The organism is Halopseudomonas sp. T1L2 (assembly GCF_055397385.1).
On sequence record NZ_AP040865.1, the window covers coordinates 3,514,611 to 3,537,945 of the forward strand.

At 62.5% G+C, this 23,335-nt stretch carries 21 protein-coding genes; 13 read left to right on the plus strand and 8 right to left on the minus strand.

All coding sequences use genetic code 11. The features are described 5' to 3' along the window. Positions 1-128: 128 nt before the first annotated feature. The 7 genes from tkt to ACZ5WQ_RS16605 all read left to right on the plus strand — a co-directional run bounded on the left by tkt (position 129) and on the right by ACZ5WQ_RS16605 (position 7,639). Complete coding sequence (tkt, locus tag ACZ5WQ_RS16575) at positions 129-2,129, plus strand: transketolase (RefSeq protein WP_335600265.1); 2,001 nt, start codon at positions 129-131, stop codon at positions 2,127-2,129. 94 nt (positions 2,130-2,223) lie between these two features. Next, on the plus strand, positions 2,224-3,261 hold the full coding sequence (epd, locus tag ACZ5WQ_RS16580; RefSeq protein ID WP_285677466.1) for an erythrose-4-phosphate dehydrogenase: 1,038 nt from the start codon (positions 2,224-2,226) through the stop codon (positions 3,259-3,261). Between the two features lie 59 nt (positions 3,262-3,320). Further along, a complete protein-coding gene (locus ACZ5WQ_RS16585; protein ID WP_335600263.1) occupies positions 3,321-4,481 on the plus strand; it encodes a phosphoglycerate kinase in 1,161 nt (386 codons plus the stop codon). 142 nt (positions 4,482-4,623) lie between these two features. After that, positions 4,624-5,688: a class II fructose-bisphosphate aldolase gene (gene fba, locus ACZ5WQ_RS16590; RefSeq protein ID WP_228245490.1), complete on the plus strand. Its 1,065-nt coding sequence runs from the start codon at positions 4,624-4,626 to the stop codon at positions 5,686-5,688. Positions 5,689-5,736: 48 nt separating this feature from the next. Continuing rightward, a complete protein-coding gene (locus ACZ5WQ_RS16595; RefSeq protein WP_228245489.1) occupies positions 5,737-6,021 on the plus strand; it encodes a hypothetical protein in 285 nt (94 codons plus the stop codon). A gap of 30 nt (positions 6,022-6,051) precedes the next feature. Continuing rightward, positions 6,052-6,525, plus strand: a complete 474-nt coding sequence (locus ACZ5WQ_RS16600) for a hypothetical protein (protein WP_088274429.1) — start codon at positions 6,052-6,054, stop codon at positions 6,523-6,525. A gap of 19 nt (positions 6,526-6,544) precedes the next feature. Next, entirely contained in the window at positions 6,545-7,639 is a 1,095-nt protein-coding gene (locus ACZ5WQ_RS16605) for a PQQ-dependent sugar dehydrogenase (protein WP_464382708.1), read from the plus strand. A gap of 4 nt (positions 7,640-7,643) precedes the next feature. Here the strand turns inward: ACZ5WQ_RS16605 and ACZ5WQ_RS16610 are convergent, their stop codons facing one another. Then, entirely contained in the window at positions 7,644-8,672 is a 1,029-nt protein-coding gene (locus ACZ5WQ_RS16610; protein ID WP_464382709.1) for a helix-turn-helix transcriptional regulator, read from the minus strand. A gap of 198 nt (positions 8,673-8,870) precedes the next feature. On the opposite strand from ACZ5WQ_RS16610, the gene ACZ5WQ_RS16615 reads away from it, so the two are divergent. Next, positions 8,871-10,076 carry an alkane 1-monooxygenase gene (locus ACZ5WQ_RS16615; protein ID WP_464382710.1) on the plus strand — a complete coding sequence of 402 codons (1,206 nt, stop codon included), beginning with the start codon at positions 8,871-8,873 and terminating at the stop codon, positions 10,074-10,076. Continuing rightward, a complete protein-coding gene (locus ACZ5WQ_RS16620) occupies positions 10,073-10,240 on the plus strand; it encodes a rubredoxin (protein ID WP_228245484.1) in 168 nt (55 codons plus the stop codon). The genes ACZ5WQ_RS16615 and ACZ5WQ_RS16620 overlap by 4 nt, the downstream gene beginning before the upstream one ends. Positions 10,241-10,252: 12 nt before the next feature. On the opposite strand, the gene ACZ5WQ_RS16625 is transcribed toward ACZ5WQ_RS16620, so the two are convergent. The 5 genes from ACZ5WQ_RS16625 to ACZ5WQ_RS16645 all read right to left on the minus strand — a co-directional run bounded on the left by ACZ5WQ_RS16625 (position 10,253) and on the right by ACZ5WQ_RS16645 (position 15,872). Beyond that, complete coding sequence (locus ACZ5WQ_RS16625) at positions 10,253-12,121, minus strand: SLC13 family permease (protein WP_464382711.1); 1,869 nt, start codon at positions 12,119-12,121, stop codon at positions 10,253-10,255. 28 nt (positions 12,122-12,149) lie between these two features. Then, positions 12,150-13,526: an ATP-dependent RNA helicase DbpA gene (gene dbpA, locus ACZ5WQ_RS16630; RefSeq protein ID WP_464382712.1), complete on the minus strand. Its 1,377-nt coding sequence runs from the start codon at positions 13,524-13,526 to the stop codon at positions 12,150-12,152. Between the two features lie 51 nt (positions 13,527-13,577). Next, positions 13,578-13,742 carry a hypothetical protein gene (locus ACZ5WQ_RS16635; protein WP_228245481.1) on the minus strand — a complete coding sequence of 55 codons (165 nt, stop codon included), beginning with the start codon at positions 13,740-13,742 and terminating at the stop codon, positions 13,578-13,580. A gap of 144 nt (positions 13,743-13,886) precedes the next feature. Beyond that, the gene (locus ACZ5WQ_RS16640) at positions 13,887-14,846 is read right to left on the minus strand and encodes a sensor domain-containing diguanylate cyclase (protein WP_269688067.1); all 960 of its coding nucleotides are present in this window, start codon (positions 14,844-14,846) and stop codon (positions 13,887-13,889) included. Positions 14,847-14,867: 21 nt separating this feature from the next. Then, positions 14,868-15,872 (minus strand): response regulator, encoded by a 1,005-nt coding sequence (locus ACZ5WQ_RS16645; RefSeq protein WP_228245479.1) that lies wholly within the window; start codon positions 15,870-15,872, stop codon positions 14,868-14,870. Positions 15,873-16,133: 261 nt separating this feature from the next. On the opposite strand from ACZ5WQ_RS16645, the gene ACZ5WQ_RS16650 reads away from it, so the two are divergent. From ACZ5WQ_RS16650 to ACZ5WQ_RS16660, 3 genes are all read left to right on the plus strand, one after another. Further along, a complete protein-coding gene (locus ACZ5WQ_RS16650) occupies positions 16,134-17,204 on the plus strand; it encodes a GGDEF domain-containing protein (RefSeq protein WP_228245478.1) in 1,071 nt (356 codons plus the stop codon). An 86-nt stretch (positions 17,205-17,290) separates the two neighbouring features. Next, complete coding sequence (gene ald / locus ACZ5WQ_RS16655; RefSeq protein WP_233048965.1) at positions 17,291-18,412, plus strand: alanine dehydrogenase; 1,122 nt, start codon at positions 17,291-17,293, stop codon at positions 18,410-18,412. A 62-nt stretch (positions 18,413-18,474) separates the two neighbouring features. Next, on the plus strand, positions 18,475-18,795 hold the full coding sequence (locus ACZ5WQ_RS16660; RefSeq protein ID WP_464382713.1) for a TraR/DksA family transcriptional regulator: 321 nt from the start codon (positions 18,475-18,477) through the stop codon (positions 18,793-18,795). On the opposite strand, the gene ACZ5WQ_RS16665 is transcribed toward ACZ5WQ_RS16660, so the two are convergent. Continuing rightward, positions 18,786-19,679, minus strand: a complete 894-nt coding sequence (locus tag ACZ5WQ_RS16665; protein WP_464382714.1) for an acyltransferase — start codon at positions 19,677-19,679, stop codon at positions 18,786-18,788. The genes ACZ5WQ_RS16660 and ACZ5WQ_RS16665 overlap by 10 nt on opposite strands. Positions 19,680-19,830: 151 nt before the next feature. On the opposite strand from ACZ5WQ_RS16665, the gene lnt reads away from it, so the two are divergent. Then, positions 19,831-21,477, plus strand: coding sequence for an apolipoprotein N-acyltransferase (gene lnt / locus ACZ5WQ_RS16670; protein ID WP_335598666.1), 1,647 nt, complete (start codon positions 19,831-19,833; stop codon positions 21,475-21,477). A 29-nt stretch (positions 21,478-21,506) separates the two neighbouring features. Here lnt and ACZ5WQ_RS16675 read toward each other — a convergent pair whose 3' ends face one another. Then, complete coding sequence (locus tag ACZ5WQ_RS16675; RefSeq protein ID WP_464382715.1) at positions 21,507-23,240, minus strand: amidohydrolase; 1,734 nt, start codon at positions 23,238-23,240, stop codon at positions 21,507-21,509. Between the last annotated feature and the right edge of the window lie 95 nt (positions 23,241-23,335).

Below are 23,335 nucleotides of genomic sequence, written 5' to 3' on the forward strand. Positions count from 1 at the left end.
TAACCGCACTCGGAACGGTGTTTTCATTGCCCGAAACGGCCGTTTGCGCGAAAATGCCCGCCTTCTTTTCCCGGCCAGCCGCGTGTTGCGGCAAACGCCCCATGCCTTGCCAACCACAGGAGTTGTTCATGCCCAGTCGTCGTGACCGTGCCAATGCCATTCGTGCCCTCAGCATGGATGCCGTGCAGAAAGCCAACAGCGGCCACCCCGGTGCGCCCATGGGTATGGCGGATATCGCCGAAGTGCTGTGGCGCGACTATCTGAAGCACAACCCGGCCAACCCGAATTTCGCCGACCGCGACCGCTTCGTGCTGTCCAACGGTCACGGCTCGATGCTGATCTACTCGCTGCTGCACCTGACTGGCTACGACGTCAGCATTGACGACATCAAGAACTTCCGTCAGCTGCACAGCAAAACGCCGGGCCACCCGGAATACGGCTACACCCCGGGCGTTGAAACCACCACCGGCCCGCTGGGGCAGGGCATTGCCAATGCCGTGGGCATGGCGATCGCCGAGAAGGTGCTGGCTGCGCAGTTCAACCGTGAAGGTCACGAGGTTGTCGACCACAACACCTACGTGTTCCTCGGCGACGGCTGCATGATGGAAGGCATCTCCCACGAAGTCTGTTCACTGGCCGGCACTCTGGGTCTGGGCAAGCTGGTTGCGTTCTACGACGACAACGGCATCTCCATCGACGGTGAAGTCGAAGGCTGGTTTACCGACGACACGCCCAAGCGCTTCGAGTCCTACGGTTGGCAGGTGATCCGCAATGTCGACGGCCACGATGCCGACGAGATCAAGACCGCCATTGAGACCGCACGCAAGAATACCGAGCAGCCGACCCTGATCTGCTGCAAGACCATCATCGGTTTCGGTTCGCCGAACAAGCAGGGCAAGGAAGAGTGCCACGGCGCAGCACTGGGCGAGGCGGAAATCGCTGCTACCCGTGAAGCGCTGAACTGGCCGCACGCCCCGTTCGAAATTCCGGCTGACATCAAGGCCGAGTGGGACGCCCACGAGGCCGGCGCCAAGGCCGAAGCCGCCTGGAACGACAAGTTTGCCGCCTATCAGGCTGCCTTCCCGGAACTGGCTGCCGAGCTGCAGCGTCGTCTGGCTGGCGATCTGCCGGCTGACTTCAGCGCCAAGGCTGATGCCTACATCGCCGAGGTGGTTGCCAAGGGTGAAACCATCGCCAGCCGCAAGGCCAGCCAGAACACCCTGAACGCCTTTGGCCCGCTGCTGCCGGAAATGCTCGGCGGCTCCGCCGATCTGGCCGGCTCCAACCTGACCCTGTGGAAGGGCTGCAAGGGCGTCGAGTCTGCAGACGCGTCCGGTAACTACCTGTTCTACGGTGTGCGCGAGTTCGGCATGACCGCGATCATGAACGGTATCGCCCTGCACGGCGGCTTCGTGCCCTACGGCGCGACCTTCCTGATCTTCATGGAATACGCCCGCAACGCGGTGCGCATGTCGGCGCTGATGAAACAGCGTGTAATCCACGTCTACACCCACGACTCCATCGGTCTGGGTGAAGACGGCCCGACCCACCAGCCGATCGAACAGCTGGCCAGCCTGCGCGGTACGCCGAATCTGGACACCTGGCGCCCGGCTGACGCGGTTGAGTCGGCGATTGCCTGGAAGTACGCGCTGGAGCGAGCCGACGGCCCGAGCGCATTGATCTTCTCGCGTCAGAATCTGCCGCACCAGGAGCGCGATGCCGAGCAACTGGCCAACGTTACCCGCGGTGGTTACGTGCTGAAGGACTGCGACGGCGAGCCTGAACTGATCCTGATCTCGACCGGCTCCGAAGTCGGTCTGGCGGTCAACGCCTGGACCGCCCTGACCGAACAGGGCCGCAAGGTTCGCGTGGTGTCCATGCCGTCGACCAGCGTGTTCGACCAGCAGGACGCCGCCTACAAGCAGTCGGTGCTGCCGCTGGAAGTGGGTGCTCGTATCGCCATCGAAGCCTCCCACGCCGACTTCTGGTACAAGTACGTCGGCCTCGACGGCCGCATCATCGGCATGCAGAGCTTCGGCGAATCCGCTCCGGCTGCGGCGCTGTTCGAGGAGTTCGGTTTCACCCTCGACAACGTGCTGGCAGCGGCTGAAGAGCTGTTGGAAGACTAAACCAGCGGCAAGCCTCAAGCCTCAAGCTGCAAGTGGCGCTCTGCCTGCTTGCAGCTTGCAGCTTGCAGCTTGCAGCCAGGCGGAGCCTGCTGTTATGTCCCACCCGCGTCCCTATAAAATCGCTCTGAACGGCTACGGCCGGATCGGTCGCTGCGTGCTGCGCGCGCTGCACGAGCGCGGTGATCTGGATGTGCAGGTGGTGGCGCTGAATGATCTGGCCGACCGTGACAGTATTGAATACCTGACCCGCTTTGACTCCACCCACGGCCGCTTTCCGGGCGAGGTGCGGGTCAGCGGTGACTGCTTGCAGATCAACGGGCAGGCGATTCAGGTATTGCGCGAGGCGGAGCCGGAAGGGGTTGACTGGCGCGGGCTGGATATCGATCTGCTGCTGGAATGTTCCGGCCAGTACACCACCCGTGAACAGGGGCTGCGCTTTGTTCACGCCGGGGTGCCGCGGGTGCTGTTTTCGCAGCCGATGGCCAGCGAAGAGGCGGTCGATGCAACGCTGGTGTATGGCGTCAATCACGCCAGCCTGCCGCGCGACGCTCGTCTGGTGTCCAACGCCTCCTGCACCACCAATTGCAGCGTGCCGCTGCTCAAGTTGCTGAACGAAGTGATCGGGCTGGAGTACGTTTCCATCACCACCATTCATTCGGCAATGAACGATCAGCCGGTGATCGACGCTTACCATCACGCTGACCTGCGCCGCACCCGTTCGGCATTCCAGTCGGTTATTCCGGTCTCGACTGGTTTGGCACGCGGCATCGAGCGGCTGCTGCCGGAGCTGGCCGGGCGCATTCAGGCCAAGGCGATTCGGGTACCGACGGTAAATGTGTCGGCGCTGGATATCACCCTGCAGACCGCGCGCGACACCAGCGCTGCTGAAATCAATGCGCTGCTGCGGGCCGCCGCCGAAGGCGACTATGCGGGACTGCTCGATTACACCGAGCTGCCCCACGCCAGCTGCGACTTCAACCACGACCCGCACTCGGCGATTGTCGATGGCAGCCAGACCCGCGTGTCCGGCCCGCGACTGGTGAACTTGCTGGTCTGGTTTGATAACGAATGGGGTTTTGCCAACCGCATGCTGGATGTTGCCCAGTACTGGCTGGCGCAACCTGTCGAATGACTTGAGCGCGGCCAACGGCGGCGCAACTGATTAACCCTTATTGAACGAAGGAGCGGGCTATGACCGTACTGACCATGAATGAGCTGGACCTGAACGGCCAGCGTGTACTGATTCGTGAAGACCTCAACGTGCCGGTCAAGAACGGCAAGGTCGCCAGCGACGCGCGTATCGTTGCCTCGCTGCCTACCATCAAGCTGGCGCTGGAGAAAGGCGCTGCAGTCATGGTCTGCTCACACCTGGGCCGCCCGGAAGAGGGTGTGTTCAGCGAAGAGAACAGCCTGGCACCGGTTGCTGCTTACCTGAGCGAAGCGTTGGGTCGTGAAGTGCCGCTGGTGCGCGACTATCTCGGCGGTGTCGAGGTCCAGCCGGGCGAGCTGGTGCTGCTGGAAAACGTCCGCTTCAACAAGGGCGAGAAGAAGAACACCGACGAGCTGGCTCAGCAGTACGCGGCGCTGTGCGATGTGTTCGTTATGGATGCCTTCGGCACCGCCCACCGCGCCCAGGGTTCGACCCACGGCGTTGCCAAGTTTGCCAAGGTCGCCTGCGCCGGTCCGCTGCTGGCCGCCGAGCTGGACGCGCTGGCCAAGGCGCTGGACAAGCCGGCCCGCCCGATGGTGGCCATTGTTGCCGGCTCCAAGGTTTCGACCAAACTGGACGTACTGACAGCGCTGTCGGACAAGTGCGACCAGCTGATCGTTGGTGGCGGTATTGCCAACACCTTCCTCGCGGCCGCCGGTTACAAGGTTGGCAAGTCGCTGTACGAAGCCGACCTCGTTGATACCGCCAAGTCCATTGCCGCCAAGGTCAGTGTGCCGCTGCCGGTTGACGTGGTGGTTGCCAAGGAATTTGCCGAGTCCGCTACTGCCACTGTCAAGGCCGTCGCTGACGTGGCTGACGATGACATGATTCTCGACATCGGCCCGCAGACTGCAGCGCAGTTTGGCGAGATGCTCAAAGCCTCCGGCACCATCCTCTGGAACGGCCCGGTTGGTGTCTTCGAGTTCGACCAGTTCGGCGAAGGCACCAAGGCGCTGGCGCACGCCATCGCTGCCAGTGAGGGCTTCTCGATCGCCGGTGGTGGTGACACCCTGGCTGCCATCGACAAGTACGGTGTTGCCGAACAGATTTCCTACATCTCCACCGGTGGTGGCGCCTTCCTCGAGTTCGTCGAGGGCAAGGTACTGCCGGCTGTCGAGATTCTGGAGCAGCGTGCGCGCTAAGCACAGCTGCAAGCCTCAAGCTGCAAGCGGCAAGGGGTGACCAGCCTCAGGTCAGGCGGGTAGACTGTCGGGATCGCCCGGACAGCTTGCCGCTTGGGGCTTGTCGCTTGCCGCAACGACTTTTTTAACGGAGAGATTGATTATGGCTCTTATCAGCCTGCGCCAGATGCTCGACCACGCCGCCGAATACGGTTACGGCGTGCCCGCTTTCAACGTCAACAACCTGGAGCAGATGCGCGCCATCATGGAAGCGGCCGACAAGACCGATTCCCCGGTGATCGTGCAGGCCTCTGCCGGCGCCCGCAAGTACGCTGGTGCGCCCTTCCTGCGTCACCTGATCCTGGCTGCCATCGAGGAGTTTCCGCATATTCCGGTGTGCATGCACCAGGATCACGGTACCAGCCCGGACGTGTGCCAGCGCTCGATTCAACTGGGCTTCAGCTCGGTGATGATGGACGGCTCGCTGAGGGAAGACGGCAAGACCCCGGCCGACTACGACTACAACGTCCGCGTGACCCAGCAGACCGTGGCGTTCGCCCACGCCTGCGGTGTGTCCGTGGAAGGCGAGCTCGGTTGCCTGGGCAGTCTGGAAACCGGCATGGCGGGTGAGGAAGACGGCGTTGGCGCCGAGGGTGTGCTGGATCACAGTCAGCTACTGACCGACCCGGAAGAAGCCGCAGCCTTCGTCAAGGCCACTCAGGTTGATGCTCTGGCGATTGCCATCGGTACCAGCCACGGCGCCTACAAGTTCACCAAGCCGCCGACGGGCGATGTGCTGTCAATCGAGCGCATCAAGGAAATCCACAAGCGCATCCCCAACACCCACCTGGTAATGCACGGTTCCTCCTCGGTTCCGCAGGAGTGGCTGAAGGTGATCAACGAGTTCGGCGGCGACATCAAGGAAACCTATGGCGTGCCGGTCGAAGAGATCGTTGAGGGCATCAAGCACGGCGTGCGCAAGGTCAACATCGATACCGACCTGCGTCTGGCGTCCACCGGTGCCATGCGCCGCATGATGGCCGAGCACCCGAGCGAGTTCGACCCGCGCAAGTTCTTCGCCAAGACCATCGACGCCATGCGCGACATCTGTATCGCCCGCTACGAAGCCTTTGGCACCGCCGGCAATGCCTCGAAGATCAAGCCGATCTCCCTGGAAGGCATGTTCCAGCGTTACGCCAGTGGCGAGCTGGAAGCCAAGGTTAACTGAGCACTAAAGGGGCGGCGCAAGCCGCCCTTTTTGCAACAGGACACAGATATGAGCAATCAGGATGAACAGGACGACGAGTCCTTCGCCGAGGCCCGCCTGATCGAAGCGATCGAGAATCAGCTGGCTGCCGGTGAGCCACCTGCTGCGCTGGCGACCATGAACAAGCTGACGCTGGTCGGTTATGCGCGCGAGGATATTCTCGAGCTGATGGCGCAGGTTCTGGCCCACAGCATCAACCAGATGCTGGAGCAAGACGCTGCCTTTGATACTCCCGCCTACGAGCAGGCCTTGCGCAATCTGCCGACCCTGCCCGATGGAACTGACGCGAGCTGAGTGCTCGCACTGCGTAACAGGATAACGACAATGAAATTGATGACCGTACTGCGGATCGTCTTCCTCTATCTGCTGGCCGTGCTGGTGGCGACCCTGCTGGGCTCGCTGGTCCAGACCCAGTTCAATCTGGCCGCACTGCAGGCCATGGACGTGCCGGTTGATCTGGCGACCCGTGCGCAGAGCAGTCTGCATGACCTGCTGACCTTTACCCCGATTTTCGTCGTCATGGTTGCGGCGACCCTGCTGCTGGCGCTGCCGCTGGCCGAGGCACTGGGGCGCATCTTCAAGCCTTGGCGCTGGCTGCTGTATTTTCTGGGTGGGTTTGTCGGCATCTGGGCGGCCTTCACCCTGGCAAACACGCTGCTGCCGATGCCGACCTTTATCGCGGCGACTCGCGAAACGTCCGGCCTGTTGAGCATGATGGCGGCAGTCGGTCTGGGCAGCGCGCTGTTCGGCCGTTTGACCAAACCCAAGGCGCGGCGCGGGCTGCGTGTGCTCGGTTAATCCTGCAAGGAGACAGTTAATGAACAGGTTCACTCTGGTCGGCGCCGCCCTGGCGCTCTGTGCAGGCCCGGTTGCGGCGGCGGACTATCAGATCGAAACGGTCGCCGAGGGACTGAGCAATCCGTGGTCACTGGCGTTTCTGCCGGATGGCGGCATGCTGGTCACCGAGCGTGCCGGCCACCTGCGCCTGATTGGCGCTAACGGAACGCTGCGTGCCGAACCGGTAGCCGGTGTGCCCGAGGCCTTCGTCAACAGTCAGGCGGGTCTGATGGATGTGGCGCTGGCGCCTGATTTCGCCGAATCTGGCGAGCTGTTCCTCAGCTACAGCTGCGGCACGCTGGAAGCCAACCATACTTGTCTGGCGGCGGCGACCTTCAATGGTTCGGCGCTGGAAAATACCCACGAGATCTTTCGTGTTCAGCCAGCCAAGCGCGGCAGCGCGCATTATGGCGGGCGCATCGCCTTTCTGCCGGACAATACCCTGCTGCTGACGCTTGGGGATGGCTTTGATTACCGCGAGCAGGCGCAGAACACTGGCAATCATCTGGGCAGCATCGTGCGCCTCAATCGTGATGGCTCGGCGCCGGCTGACAATCCCTTCGTTGCCCAACAGGGGGCGCTGCCGGAGCTCTACAGCATCGGCCACCGTAATGTGCAGGGGATCGTGGTAGACGGCGAAGGTCGCGTGTTCAGCCACGAACACGGCCCGCGCGGTGGCGACGAGCTGAACCTGATTCAGGCCGGTCACAACTACGGTTGGCCGAAGATCACCTACGGTGTCGACTATAACGGCTCGCAGATCTCGCCCTACACCGAATTGCCCGGGCTGGAGCAGCCGCTGACCTACTGGGTGCCGTCGATTGCGCCGTCCGGGATGGCGCTGTATCAGGGGGATCTTTTCCCTGCATGGCAGGGCAACCTGCTGATCTCGGCGCTGGCCGGCAGGGAAGTGCGCCGCGTGGTATTGGATGGCGATACGGTCAGTGCACAGGAGTCCCTGTTTACCGAGCTGGGCCAGCGCTTTCGTGATGTACGCAGCGGCCCGGACGGCGCCGTCTATCTGCTGACCGACAGCCCCGCTGGCAAGGTGCTGCGCGTAGTGCCGGCCAACTGACGCCCTAGCGGGTTGCCTGGCTGTGCTGCCGGTAGGCGCGCGGCGGGCAACCCAGCCAGCGCCGGAAGGTGCGGCTGAAATTGCTGGTGTCCTGATAGCCGAGCCGCTCGGCTATCAGCTCGACACTCAAGTCCGTGTGTTCCAGCAGCCAGCAGGCCTGCTCGCTGCGCACCTCATCCAATAGTTGCTGATAACGCACGCCCTCGTTGCCCAGGTGGCGAATCAGCGTGCGCGCGGTCATGTGCTCCTGCGCCGCCATTTGGGCCAGGGTTGGGTAGTGGTACTCGCAACTGAGCAGGCGTTGCTTGATCCGCTCACTCAGGTCGCCGCCCCGGCGCTGGTGCTGCAGCTGATGCTCGCAGTCGCGCAGGGCCTGACGATGGGCATCCGGATCCGCTCCAAGGCACGCCTGGGCAAACAATCCTGCCGGCAGATGCAGGCGCAATGCATCGCTGCCGAATATCCATTTCCCGGCATAGCCGGCGACCTGATCGGCCCAGTCCGGTCGCGGCAGCGGCCACTCAAGGGTAACCTCCTGCTGCAGTGGCAAGCCGCTGACCGTTTCCAGCAGCCGCAGCATGCCGGTAGCAAAGTGCCCCAGCAGGTATTCGCGAACCTGTGCCGGCGACTGCTCCTCATCCAGACGCAGCACCGGCGGCTCGACCTGCTCGATGACGAAATGGCCCAGATGCTGGCGCAGGCTGGAGTAGTGTTCGACCACTTCCACAGCGGCCCCGATGGTCGGTGCGGTGACGGCGGCATAGCCCCCGGGGCCATGGGCCGAGACGTCGGTGTGCATGCCGACCGCGAATCCCAGGCCGGGGTGGCCGGTCAGGGCGATGGCGCTGTCGAGCAGCTTGGTCAGGGTTTCCAGGCTGAGGAACTGACTGTCCTGCTGGAGGATGTCCCAGTCGACGTCGCTGGCACTGCGAATGGCGTCGGGGCTGAAGCCGAGGCGACGCAGCTCGGCATGGACCAGACGGGCGTAGACGGTATGTGCTGCTGGACTCAGCCAGGACTGATCGGGGGGCATGGTCGGCCTTGCTGTTGTTGTTGGTAGGGTCGCGTCCAATGGCTGTCACAATATGACGGTTTATTGCCGCTTGCAACGGGTGGCCGTCGATGACCGCAGGCGCATGATGTGTCGAGGTATTTGCCGGTTGCCGTTGCCTGTGCCGCAATCCATGCCGGTGCCGTATCCCTGAAAACACAACAACAAGAGGGTAAAAGCATGACGTCTACCGCTGCTGCTCCAAGCGGCCTGGCTGGCTATGTTGATCGCAAGCGCCGGCTCTGGCTGTTTTCCCTGGGGGTGCCGATGCTGGCACTCGTTGGGCCGCTGCTGTATGTGCTGGTTTCGCCGCAGGTCATCTGGCTGTGGGTTTCGACCATCTTTGCCTACGTTGTCATTCCCGCGCTGGACGCTGTGCTCGGTGAAGACCTGAGCAATCCGCCGGAAGAGGCGGTACCCGCGCTGGAAGCTGACCCCTACTACCGTTACGTAACCTATGCGCTGGTGCCGATTCTGTGGGTCAGCTTTCTGGTCAACATCACCTTCCTCGGCTACTACGACTTGCCCTGGTACGGCACCCTGGCGGTGATCATTTCAACCGGCGGCAGTCTGGGGTTTGGCCTTAATCTCGGCCATGAAATGGGCCACAAGAAGACCGGGCTGGAGCGCTGGCTGGCCAAGATTACCCTGGCCCTGGGTTTTTACGGTCACTTCTTTGTCGAGCACAACCGCGGCCACCACCGTGATGTGGCAACCCCGGAAGACCCTGCCTCATCGCGCATGGGCGAGAGCATCTATCGCTTTGTCTTCCGTGAGATGCCCGGTGCCTTCTTTCGTGCCTGGGATCTGGAAGCGCAGCGCCTTGAACGCTGCGGCAAGTCGGTCTGGAGTCTGGATAACGAGGTGCTGCAACCGGCACTGATCAGCGCGGTGCTGTATGGCGGCCTGATTGCCTGGCTGGGTATCGAGATCCTGCCGGTGATGTTGCTGATTGCCTTCTGGGGCGCGTTCCAGCTGACGCTCGCCAATTACATCGAGCATTATGGCTTGCTGCGGCGCAAGGAGCCAAGTGGGCGTTACGAGCGCTGCCAGCCGCATCATTCATGGAACAGTAATCATCTGTTCTCGAACTGGGCGCTGTTCCATTTGCAGCGTCACTCTGATCACCACGCCCATCCGACCCGGCGCTATCAGTCGCTGCGGGACTTTCCGGATCTGCCGCGGCTGCCAAGCGGCTACTTCGGCATGTATCTGCTGACCTACTTCCCGCCGCTGTGGTTCAAGGTGATGGACAAGCGCCTGCTGGATGCAGTCGGCCGTGACGCTTCGCGCATCAACTTTCTGCCGGCCAAGCGCGAGATGCTGATGCGTCGTTACGGGCTGGTCGATGCGACAGCGCCGGAGGGTGCGGAGGTGGCCGCATGAGCCGCTATCAATGTCCGGAGTGTGGTTACGAGTACGACGAGGCGGCGGGTGACCCGCATCAGGGTTATCCGGCCGGCACGCACTGGGAGGCGTTGCCGGACAGTTTTACCTGCCCGGATTGTGCCGTGCGTTACAAGGAAGACTTCAAGCCGGTTGAAGAGTGATGCCGCGGCCGCCTACAGCGGCCATACCCACAGCAGCATGGGAATGCCGATGGCGATCACCAGCAGTTCCATCGGCAGCCCCAGCCGCCAGTAATCGCCAAAGCGGAAACCGCCGGGGCCAAGAATCAGAGTGTTGTTCTGATGACCGATCGGCGTCAGGAAGGCGCAGGAGGCGCCGATGGCGACCGCCATCAGAAAGCTGTCCGGATTGACCCCCAGCTGACTGGCAATGCTGAGCGCAATCGGACACATCACTGCCGCGGTGGCGGCGTTGTTCATGAAGTCGGACAGCGTCATGGTGACCACCAGCATCAACGTCAGCGCAATGACCGGATTGCCCTGGGCAACATGCTCCAGCAGGGTGCGAGCCAGTACGTCGGCGGCGCCGGTGTCGGCCATCGCCGCCGCCAACGGCATCAGCGCGCCGAGCAGAATGATGATAGGCCAGTCGATCGCCTCGTAGATGCGCCGCAGCGGAATCACGCGGGTCAGCATGTAACCCAGGACGCCAGCGGTAAACGCCACGGCGGCGGGCAGCACGCCGAAGGCGGCGAGTGCCACGGCGGCAATCATGATCGCGACTGCGGTGATTGCCCGGCGACGATCGGGAATCAGGATGCTGCGCTGGGCCAGCGGTACGCAACCGTACTCGGCGGCAAAGCCGGCAATGGATTCGGCGTCGCCCTGCATCAGCAGCACGTCGCCGGCTTCGATTTCGGTCCAGCGCAGGCGGCGAATGGAACGGTGGCCCTGGCGCGAAATCGCCAGCAGGTTGATGCCGAAGCGGGTGCGCAGGGCGATGTCCGATGCGCTACGCCCCAGAATCGCGGCGCCGGGCTGGGCAACCAGTTCCTGCAGAGCGATATCGTCGCTGTGGCGGGCTGCCGGTTTCTCCTGCTCCTTATCCCGCTCTGGCTCCGACGGCGCCGCAGTGTCGGCGGCGCGGTCCGCCTCGGCTTCGTCTGCTTCATCCTTGCTGTCCTTGTCTGGCTCGACCGCCTCTTCGAGTTTCAGCCCCAGGCGGGTCAGCGAGGCGCCCAACGCGTCGGGCTCGGCCTCAATGACCAAGATGTCGCCGGCGTGCAGTCTGCGGCCGGGTTGCGGCGCGATGACGCGAAAATCGTTGCGTACCATGCCGACGATCTGGGCGTCGCCGTCGTCCAGCATCTGTTCGACTTCGCGCAGCTGTTTGCCATCGGCCTTGCTGTCGGCATCAATGTGGACCTCGGTGAGATAGGTGCCGGTGTCGAAGTTGCCGGCATCCGTCTGCGGGCGGTTCGGCACCAGCCAGCGTCCGGCAATGACCGCAAGCAGCACGCCGCCGATGGCGATGGCGAGGCCCACCGGCGTGAAGTCGAACATGCCGTAGGCACCCAGCTCGGTCTGCGCGCGGAAGCCGGATACGATCAGGTTGGGCGGTGTGCCGATCAGCGTGGTCATGCCGCCAAGAATGGTGCCGAAGGCCAGCGGCATCAGCACCTTGCCGGGCGGAATATTGTTACGACCGGCCAGCTGCAGGGCGATCGGCATCAGCAGTGCCATGGCGCCCACGTTGTTCATAAAGGCGGAGAGGGTGGCGCCCAGCAGGGTCAGCACGCCGAGGCCGAGCAACATGCCGCCGCGCTGGGGCAGCGCGCGCTGTGCCAGCGCTTCGACGGCGCCGGTGGTCTGCAGCCCCTTGCTGAGGATCAATACCGCGGCCACGGTGATGACCGCCGGATGACCGAAACCGACAAAGGCCTCGGTGGCCGGTGTCAGGCCGCACACCACGCAGGCCATCAGCGCCGCCAGCGCGACCACATCGTGGCGCCAGCGGCCCCAGAGGAACAGCCCGACGGTACAGGCGAGGATCAGCAGAATCAGTTGCTGGCTGGCGTCCATGCGTGGGCAGGCCTCCCGGGTTGGTTGTTCAGATCAGCCGCACCTTGAAGCGGCGCCTCTTGATCTTGCCGTCTTCCAGGCGCTGCAGCGCGAGTTTGGCCTGATCACGGCGGATGGCGACGAGGGCCTGATAGTCGCTGATGCTGATCTTGCCGATCGCATCACCAGTCAGGCCGGCCTCGCCGGTCAGGGCGCCGAGCAGATCGCCGGGGCGCAGTTTGTCCTTGCGGCCACCGGCTACTGCCAGTGTACGCATGGGGGCAATCAGCGGCCGGTCCGGGCGCTCCGGCAGGCGTTCGATGTCCTGCCAGTTCAGCTCGCCGTAGGCTTCCTCAATCGGCTTCAGGCGCTTGAGTTCGCGCGGGGCGACCAGACTCAACGCCAGACCGGATTGGCCGGCACGACCGCTGCGACCGATGCGGTGAACATGGGCGGCCGGGTCGGCAGCCAGCTCGACATTGATGACTGCCGCGACGCCGGCGATGTCGATGCCGCGTGCGGCGACGTCGGTGGCGGTCAGCACGCTGCAGCTCTGGTTGGCGAACAGCGCCAGGACCTGATCGCGCTCGCGCTGCTCCATGTCGCCGTGCAGGGCCTGGGCGCTGATGCCTTCCTTGTTCAGGTAATCGGCCAGTTCCTGGCACTGCTGGCGCGTATGACAGAAGGCGATGCAGGGTTGCGGGCGGTTGGCTGCGAGCAGGCGCAAGACGGATGCGAAGCGCTGCTCCGGCTGAATCTCGTAGAAGCGCTGCTCGATCGGGTTTTCCGGCGCGGACTGCTCAATTCGCACCTGCGCCGGATTGCGCTGAAACTCGTCGGTCAGCTGTTCCAGGCTTTCGGGGTAGGTAGCCGAAAAAAGCAGCGTCTGGCGGCGGCTCGGGGTCTGCTGGATGATCTCGCGAATGGCGTCGACAAAGCCCATGTCGAGCATCCGGTCGGCCTCATCCAGCACCAGGCAGTTCAGCTTGTCGAGGCTCAGGGTGCCGCGCTTGAGGTGATCCTGAACCCGGCCCGGCGTACCGACGATGACGTGGGCGCCCTGCTCCAGCGACGCTGCCTGCGGGCCGAAGGGAACGCCACCGCTGAGTGTCACGATCTTGATATTGCCCATGCCGCGGGCCAGCTTGCGCAGCTCATCGGTGATCTGGCCCGCCAGTTCGCGGGTCGGGCTGAGTACCAGTGCCTGACAGCCGAAAAAGCGCGGGTTCAGCGGCGTCAGCAGGCCGATGCCGAAGGCGGCGGTCTTGCCGCTGCCGGTAGGCGACTGGGCGATCAGGTCCTGACCGGCCAGAATCGGTGGCAGTGCCTGTGCCTGAATCGGCGTCATGCGCTCGTAGCCAAGCTGGGTAAGTGTCGCCAGCATGCTTTGCGGCAGTGGCAGGGTATTGAACTGATCGGAAGTCACGGCAGGCGCCCTTTGGACCGGGCGCTGCAGTGTAGCAGAGATGACTGGTACTCAGCGACGGATGCGGGTCTTGCGAAAACCGCCGTGGCTGGGAAAGGTGCCGGTGTCGCCGGTCAGCCAGAATCGCGTCGCCCGGTAGGCCGCTTGCAGTTTGCCGGTGTGATAGCTGCGGGCCTTGGCATAGGCCCAGCGCCAGCCGCGTTTTCGATCGTCCATGGTCGTTTGCCAGTATCGTACGGTGCAAAACGGAGCTGTTTTGCAGGATTAATGGTAATCAGGCCCGGCTCTGTCGTGCCCGGGCTGCCGGAGAATAACGGTATTTTGATATCACTGACAACCGCTGTTGTCAGTGATCGCCTGCTATGCCTGAGGAGCCAGTGTGACCCGGTTTCGTCCTTGCTCCTTGGAGGCATACAGGGCTTTGTCTGCGCGCTCCAGCAGTATCTGGTAGTTGGCCATGTCATCGCTGATAGTGGCTACACCGAGGCTGATGGTGTAGCTCAGCGGTGAGCCCTGATAGTCGAGTACCTGCTGCTCAACCGCCTGACGCAAGCGTTCGGCGAACTGGGCTGCGCCTTCCAGATGGGTGCCCGGCAGCAAGACGACAAACTCCTCGCCGCCGTAGCGTCCGGCGAAGTCGGTTTCGCGGGCCAGCCGGGAAGTGATTTCGGCCACCGAGCGGATGACTTCGTCGCCGGTCTGATGGCCATAGGTATCGTTGACCCGTTTGAAGTGATCGATATCGAAGATGACCAGGCTCACCGGGCTGTCGTAACGCTGGTGACGGGCGAACTCCCGCTCCAGGCAGCTCTCCCAGTAGCGTCGGTTGAGCAGTCCGGTCAGTCCGTCGCGCAACGCCAGCTCCTGCAGCTTGGTATTGGCGGACTCGAGCTGACGCTTGTTCACGGCAACGCCGGTTACATCGTAGATGATCAGGCAGACATGGTCGGTTTTGCCGGTGGCACTGCGCAGTGGCAGGATGGTGACGTTCTGGTACATCTCGTCGGCCAGGCCGGTGATTGGCTGGTAGCTCTTGAAATGAACCAGATTGGGGCGTTGCTCCCAGATAGTGAAGGCGCGGGTGCCTAGCATCACGGCCGTTTCGACCTTGTGGGTAAACCAGCTCTGGTCGATCTCCGGAAACAGCTCGAACAGCGAGTGGCGCGAAGCCTGCTCGGCGCTGACACCGGAGTGGTTCTCCATGAAGCTGTTCCAGACTTCGACGTTGTAGTCGCGGTCGAGTACGACCACGCCGACGTCGATGCTCTGGACGATATCGAGCAGCCAGTGAAGTTCATTGATATCGAAAGTGTCGGCCATGTGCTGCGTCTTCTTCCTTGATCAGTCGATCATGTAGTCGAGCCGCTCCCGCAACTTGGGTACCGAATCTTCGGTAAACAGCAGCAGCAGATCGAAATGAATGTCCAGGTTCTCGAGACCGTAGCTGATTTCGACAGCCAGCGTGCGTTTCCAGCGCCGCTGATTGATACGAATCAGGTCTTCGATCGGGCAGTGCTGGCCGAGCACCAGTGGATGCCCCTGCGACAGCGTAATGTTGAGCTGTTCGGACAGACCGTTGAGGCAGGCGCCGATGATGATACTGGCCAGGTCCAGCAGCATTTCAAGCTGGGCACCCTCATCGCGCTGGGTGTTCAGCAGGCGGGCAACATCATCGATCTCCGAGTCGTGGAAGATCAGCAGTGCCTCGCCGGCAATACCTCCACCAATATAGCCTTGGCAGATGGCGGACAGCCGGGCGTCGCGCTGGGCGTCTGCCAGGGCCATGTGCAACTCGCCCACCTCGAGAATGTTGACGTTGGGGATCGGCAGTTTGATGAATACACCCAGCACGCGTGCGAGCAACTCGGCGGCGCGGCCCATGGCGACGTTGGACACCTCGCGGAAGGCGTCGCGGAACGAGACATTGGGCAGCGTGCGGTAGACGTCTTCTTCTGCCGTCGCTGCTGTCGCCATCGGGACATCAACGCCGAGTGTGTTCAATGCCTCGGCCAGTTGCATCGGGTCAGCCGGCTTTTTGATGAAAGCGCGTGCACCGAGTGCCTTGGCTCGGCGTACTGCTTCATCCTGTACGTCGCCGGAAACCACGATGACTTCAGGTGTCAGGCCTTCCTCGCGTAATGCCGCCAGCACGCCAAAGCCATCCAGCTCCGGCATGGTCAGGTCAAGCAGCACGATCTGTCCGTTGCCCTGGCGGATGGCCTCAAGGCCCTCGACACCGTTGGCGGCCTGGCTGATGCGGAACGGCCAGTTGGCCGGCAGCGCACGGATAAGCTGCTTCCGAGCCATGTTCGAGTCGTCGCATACAAGCAGAGGAATGGCACTCACGGCATGATCCTTGTTGCTAAGCTGTCCGGCAGAGTTCAGTTGAGGGCAGGGTGGCCGATAGAAGGCAGATAGCCATCAATAAGTCTATTGGCCAAGCATGACAACTTATTGACCTGTTGAGAAGGGATATCAGGGTATATGTTTCGGGTTTTTCCGCGAGAATTCGGGTATTTTGCTGACCATGTCCGGCAAACAGGGATTACAGGATGATCCACTACCAGGAGTGGTCCGTTGGCTGTGGTGTTCAAACGGTGATCTGGCATGACTGACAGTCTCGAGCGCAACCTGCAGCATCGGCGGCGGGTGCTGCGGGCGCTGTTGTGGATGACCCTGATCGCGGGTGCCAGCTTTGCCCTGATCAACATCAAGCGCGAGCTTTATCTGCTGGCGTCGCTGGAGCTGATCTACGCCGCCTTCGCCGCTTTCATGCTGCGCTTTGTTGATACTACGCCGCATCTCAAAGCCTGGACCCTGGCTTTTCTTGTGCCGTTTTTCTGCATCATGGTAATTGCCCTGTTGTTGCCGCAAAGCTCGTTTACGGTCTTTGCCTGGATTCAGTCCATCCCGATCATTTCCTACCTGCTGCTGGGTAAGCGCGGAGGCTTCTGGATGGCGTTGATCTTCATCAGCCTCGGTGTACTGGCCTTCAACGTGCGCTATGTGACCGAGTTGAGCCTGGTCAATATGGCGGTGATGGCAAACGTGGGCTTCAGCGCTCTGGCGGTGATGCTGTTTTCGCATATCTACGAGCGCAGCCGTGACGACAACGAGCAGCGGCTGATCGAACTGGCCGGCACTGACAGCCTGACAGGATTGGCCAATCGCATGCGTTTGTCGGAGGCCTTTCGTGCGATGCGCAGTCAGGCGGACCGAAGCAATACCCCGTTGTCGCTGGTGGTGCTGGATCTGGATCATTTCAAGCAGGTCAATGACCGCTATGGCCATGAGGTTGGCGATAGCGTCTTGCTGCACACCGCGCAGTTGCTCAAGCGCCGGCTGCGAGACTCTGATCTGCCCTGTCGGCTGGGGGGAGAGGAGTTCGCCATGCTGCTGCCGGGTGCAACGCTGGAGCAGGCCGCTGATCTGGCCGACGCTGTCCGTGTGCTGCTGGCTCAGAGCCCGGTTGCAGTCGGCCGGGAAAGACTGAATGTAACCTTCAGTGCCGGGGTTGCCACCCTCGGTGAGGACGGAGACAGCCTGAGCGAGCTGCTCAGGATCGCTGACCGACGAATGTACGAGGCCAAGGGCGGTGGACGTAATCAGGTGGTGGCGGCCGGGCAGCGCTATGCGCTGGCAAAGCCGGACTGCGCCTCTGATGCGTGTTCTGAATAAAGAACAAGTCGTTCAGATTAATTGCCGATGACGTGGGCTCTTCTACACTGTTTACAGAGGTTGACTAACGGACAGGAGAGCGAGCCATGCGTATCGGCGTACCACGAGAAATCAAGAATCATGAATACCGGGTCGGACTGACTCCTGCATCTGTGCAGGAGCTGGTCGGCCACGGTCACGTGGTGCTGGTCGAGTCAGGTGCCGGTGACGCGATTGGTTACGATGACGCGTCATACCGGCAGGCTGGCGCCCAACTGGTTGCCTGTGAGCAGGTTTTCAGTGACAGCGACCTGATCGTCAAGGTCAAGGAGCCGCAGGCCGAGGAGCGGCAACGCCTGCGTCCAGGGCAGACGCTGTTTACCTATCTGCATCTGGCGCCGGATCCGGCCCAGACCCGGGACCTGCTTGCATCCGGGGCAACCTGCATCGCCTATGAAACCGTGACGGACGCGGCCGGCCGTTTGCCGCTGCTGGCGCCCATGTCTGAGGTTGCCGGCCGTATGGCCATTCAGGCCGGTGCCAGCTGCCTGGAAAAGGCCCATGGCGGCCGCGGCGTTCTGCTGGGTGGTGTTCCGGGCGTGCCACAGGGGCGAGTAGTCATCCTCGGAGGTGGCGTTGTTGGCAGTAATGCGCTGGCGATGGCGGTCGGACTGGGAGCCCAGGTCCTGGTTCTCGACAAGAGTGCCGACGTGCTGCGTCGTCTTGATGACCGGTATGGCAACCGGATTCAAACCCTGTATGCGACCAATAGCGCTATCGAAGAAGCGCTGCTGCAGGCAGATCTGGTGGTGGGGGCGGTGCTGGTACCGGGTGCGGCTGCGCCAAAGCTGATCACTGCCGAGATGGTTGCCAGGATGCCGTCGGGCAGTGTGCTGGTGGATGTTGCCATCGATCAGGGCGGCTGCGCCGAGACCTCTCATGCCACGACCCATGCAGATCCTACCTATATTGTTGATGGCGTGGTGCATTACTGCGTTGCCAACATGCCGGGCGCGGTCGCCCGCACGGCGACGCAGGCGCTGAATAATGCGACATTGCCCTTTGTGCTGGCACTGGCAGAGCAGGGTGTGGCGGCGGCGTTGCGCTCTAATCAGCACCTGGCCAACGGCCTGAATGTCAGTCGGGGGGCGTTGTGCAATCGCGAAGTCGGTGCGGCGCTCGGCCTGCCGGTGCAGTCTCTGCAGGAGGCCTTGAGCGCGATGGCCTAGCCTGGCTGGCCAGCCAAGGGGTAACGACAACAACGCTTGTAAACCGATGGGGGCTCTATAACGTGGACAACCAGACTGCCGCGACAAACCTGCGGACCCTGTACGACGAATATGCCCGGCGCCTTGATGCGCTGGAGCGGGACCTGCGTAGCAGCCATTCTACCGACTGGGCCGAGCAGGCCCAGGAGCGCGAGAATGACGATGTGATGCGGGGGCTCAAGCTGGAGGCCGAAGCGGCGCTGCGTGAGGTGGAGGCAGCGCTGCAACGTCTGCGCGAAGGGCATTACGGTCAATGTCAGCGCTGCGGCGAGCAGATCGCGTCTGCGCGTCTTGAAGCCTTGCCGGCGACGCCCTGGTGTGCCGGCTGCGCCGATCAGGCCTGATCGCTCTCGCTGCGCAACTGGTCGATACGCTGATCCTTGCGTTGCCACAGATCTGAGACCCAGCGCTGGAAGTGCTCCCGGTAATGCCGATCGCCGCTGTAGTCGCCTTCCAGCAGGGCCTCTGGCAGCTCGCATTCGTGAATGTCGACGATTACATGCGGGACCTGACCGCTGACCAGCGCCCAGAATCCCGGAGGTCGTGCACCGGGGTAGACGATGGTGACATCCAGAACGGTGTGCATCTGTTTGCCCAGCGCGGCGATGACGAAGGCGATACCACCGGATTTGGGTTTCAGCAGGTTACGGTAGGGCGACTGCTGCTGAGCGTGTTTGGCCGGGGTGAAGCGCGTGCCTTCCAGATAGTTGACCACGGTAACCGGCAGCCCCTGGAACTTCTCGCAGGCACGCTGGGTTATTTCCAGATCCTTGCCTTGATCCTCCGGATGTTTCGCCAGGTGGGCCTTGCTGTAGCGCTTCATGAAGGGGTAGTCGAGCGCCCAGAAGGCGAGGCCGAGAAACGGCACCCAGATCAGCTCGCGTTTGAGGAAAAACTTGAAGTAGGGTGTCTTGCGGTTGAAGGCCTTGACCAGCGCGGGGATGTCGACCCAGGACTGATGATTGCTGATGACCAGATAGGAGTGCTGCTGGCTGAGATTGGCATCGCAACGGATGTCCCAACGGGTCGGCGTCAGCAGTGCGAAGATCGCCTTGTTGCCCTCTGCCCAGGTTTCGGCGATCCACATGACGGCGGCGGAGCACAATCGTTGCAACGGGGGCCATGGCAGCAGCTTGACGATGCCGATCAGCAGCATCGGGCCGATTCCTGTCAGCGTGTTGAGCAATATGAGCAGGCAGGTAAGGATACCTGTGATCCAGTGCGGCATGGCATGTCCCTTGGGTAATTCAGTTCCAAGCATAGCGAGTTTTCTGCGGCCGCGACCAGTCTGTGTTCACCCGTAAGGGTGATGTGCAGGCGCCCGGGGCGCTTCTATCGTCGGGGGCCTGACGGGTTTACGTTGCAGCCTTGGAGTGGGCATGGGTTCTGCCGGCAAGCTGGATATCTGTTTTCTCTACCGTCGGGCAGCGGGGGTGCCGATAGTGCGTCGACGTGGTCAGCAGGTATTGCTTGCCATGCTGTCCGGCGTACTGCTGTGCCTGCCCTGGGTCGATGGCAGTCTGTACTGGACCGCCTGGTTTGGCTGGCTTCCGCTGCTCTGTGCCCTGCAGGGCGTGTCGCCGCTTCGTGCGGCGCTGCTGGGATGGCTGACCGGCAGCCTGTTCTATCTGGGCACAGCCTATTGGATGGTCCACTTTGCCATTCACCTCAAGGGCTTGTCACTGCCGCTCAGTGTGCTTCTGGCAGCGCTGTTCTGGATCTATTGCGGGGCTGCAATCGGACTCGGTTGCCTGCTCTATCGCTGGTTGGCTCGGCGTCTGCCGCAACTGGTACTGCTTAGCTTTCCGCTGTCCATCGTCGGCGTCTGCGCCCTGTTTCCCGGGTTGTTCGATATTCGTTTCAGTGAGACCCAGGCAGCGTTCCTGATCGCGATTCAGGGCGCTGATGTGGTCGGCGCTCAGGGCATGGACTTGCTGATCCTGCTGGTCAACGGACTGCTGTTTCAGCTGCTTGCGGGTGTGCGCGGTCGGGTAGCGTCGGCACTGGCGGCAACGGGCGCGGTGCTGGTGCTGGTCTGGTTTGTTTACGGTTGGCAGGCGCTGGCCCACTGGGATGCCGAGGTTGCCAACTGGCAGCGTATGCGTGTCGGGCTGGTGCAGCCCAATGACGCGCCGACCCGGCGGATTCCCGCGCCGCCCGCCGGATATTCCCGGCAATATCCCGAGGAGATGGAAGCAAGCCGTCGCCTGGCCGCCGCCGGCGCGCGCTGGGTTGTCTGGCCGGAGGCCCGTTACAAGGGTTACTTTGATCACCAGAGTGTCCGTCAGGCCTACGCCGACCAGGTGCTGGCGATGGGCGCCGATCTGCTGTTCCATGATGTGGAGACCCGCAATCGCCACGCCGAGCCGATCAGTTACAACACGATGGGCTGGCTGCGCCGCGACGGCGAACTGGCAGAGCGATACCGCAAGATGCTGCGCGTGCCCTTTGGTGAGTACCTGCCGGCGTTCTGGCAACTGCCCGGCATCAGCACCTTGACCCACGCCGTGCTGGGGGACTATCTCCGGCCCGTAGGGGCGGGGGACGTGCATACCCGTTTTGCGATCGACGGGATGCAGGTGGTACCGAAAATTTGCTACGAGACCGCCTTCCCCGAGTTTATTGCCGACGCGATCGGGGATGAGGTGAGCGGCGCTGTGCTGCTGTTTGTCTCCCAGGACAACTGGTTTGGCGAGACCTCGCAACCCTTTCAGCACCGGGCCATATCGATCATGCGAGCGGTTGAAAATCGGGTTCCCATGGTGCACCTGATCAACAATGGCCCTTCGGTTGCGGCGGCACCCAGTGGTCGGCCGCTGGCGGGTACGCCGGCCTTTTCGCGGGCCGAGTTGCTGGTTGATCTGCCCTATTCCGTCAGTGCGCAGGCCAGCTTCTATGGCCGTCATGCACATCTGCTGGGGCGGCTGTGGCTGGCGATGCTGGCCGCGCTGATACTGCTGGCAATCCTGCTGGTCCGGCGGCAGGGGCGTGACGCCGGCACGGCAGAGGTTCACGGCACTCGCTAACCTGCACGCGGAGTATGCAGCTCAGCGTGTCAGCTACCTGGCAGCTTCTCGCTGCGGTAGAGGGGTTGTCCTTCCTTGATGGTTTCCAGCACCCGGAGCGAGAGCAGGTCCTCTTTAGCCACGGTGGTCGGGTCACGATCCAGGATGATCAGGTCTGCCAGCTTGCCGCTGCTGATCGAGCCCTTGCTGTCCCCTTCAGAATGCTGCCAGGCGGGCCAGAGAGTCATTGCCTTGAGGGCAGTTTCCACATCCAGCCGCTGGTCCGGGCCAAGCACATAGCCGCTGCGGGTAACGCGGTTGACCGCGCTGTGCAGCAAACGCATCGAGTCGGGGAAGATAACCGGCGCATCGGAGTGGATGCTGAAGGTCATCCCAGCCTGCTGAACCGCGCGGGTGGGAGAGATGAAAGCGGCCCGCTCCGGTCCGGCAACCGAGGTGCGGTGCCAGTCGCCCCAGTAGAATGTATGCATCGGATACAGTGAGGGGAAGATACCCAGCGCCTTGAGCGGCGGTATCTGGTCGGCTCGCAGATACTGTCCGTGGATCATCACCGTATGCGGTCCGGACGAGGGCGGGTTGCCGGGCTGAGCCATGCGCACCAGCCGGATCATCTGATCGATGGCGGCGTCACCGTTGGTGTGAATCAGCAACTGCCAGCCGTGGGCGTAGGCCTTGCGCATCATCGCCAGCGGTACGGCGTCGTCGGCAAAAATCGGACGGCCGCGGTAACCGGCCTGTTCATGTTCAGGGGGCTGGGCGTAGGGCTGGGTGAACCAGGCAGTCTTGCCCTGCGGAGAGCCGTCAAAGGTGAGCTTTACACCGCCCAGACGCAGGTGACTCCGATAGTCGTGGGACATCAGCGGGCCGGTGAGTACCGGGCTGTCGAGGGTTTGCTCCAGGTCCGGATAGATCACCAGGTCCAGCTTGAGCAGACCGGCGTCGGCGGCCTGTTGCATGCCGACCACGGTATCGGCGGAGGCGCGGCCTTCCTGCACTGTAGTGAAGCCGTTGGCCAGATAAACCTGTTGGGCCCGGTTGAGCATGTCGGCGTGCTGAGCCGCAGTGAAACCGGGTATCAGCCTGATCAGGGTGGCGATATGCGCGTTCTCTTCCATGACGCCATTGGGCGTGACACCGTCCGCCTCCCGGATAATGACGCCGCCTTCGGGATTGACGGTGGTCGCGTCGATACCGGCCTGCTTCAGCGCCAGGCTGTTGTAGACCCCCAGGTGCCCCGACTGGTGGATGGCAACAATCGGAATGTCGGTGGCAACTGCATCGAGCTCCTGGCGAGTTGGGTGGCGTTTTTCCGCCAGTTGCGAGTCGTCGTAATTGAAGCCGATCAGCAGGTTCATCTCGCGCGCCTCGGGATGGGCTGCGAGGTGCTCCCGAAGCGCAGTCTGCAGCTCGGCGATTGAGCTTCCCGGACCATCGGGCGGCGGCAGCAGGTTGGCCGAGATGGCCTGCAGGCCAACCATGCTGAAATGGCTGTGCGCATCGAAGAACGCGGGCAGCAACGCGTGACCTTGCAGGTCATGCAATGCAGTCTGTGCCGTCCGGTGGGCACGTTCGATCTCGGCACGCGAGCCGACGCCGATAATTTTTCCATCGGCAACGGCAACCGCTTCGGCGCGCGGTTGCTGGTCATCCATGGTCAGAATCGGACCGCCCAGGTAAATGCTGTCGGCGACTTGCCCAGTGGCAGCGGTTGTCGGGATGCTGGCAAAAAGCGTCAGGGCAAGGGCTGTGTAACGTGCGCTCATGGCGTGTCTCGCTCCATTTGGTTAGCCGTCTCAATGGGGCGGCACCGAGGGTGATCAGTTGGAGTGTAGACGGCTCTGTGGCAAGGATACCGGAA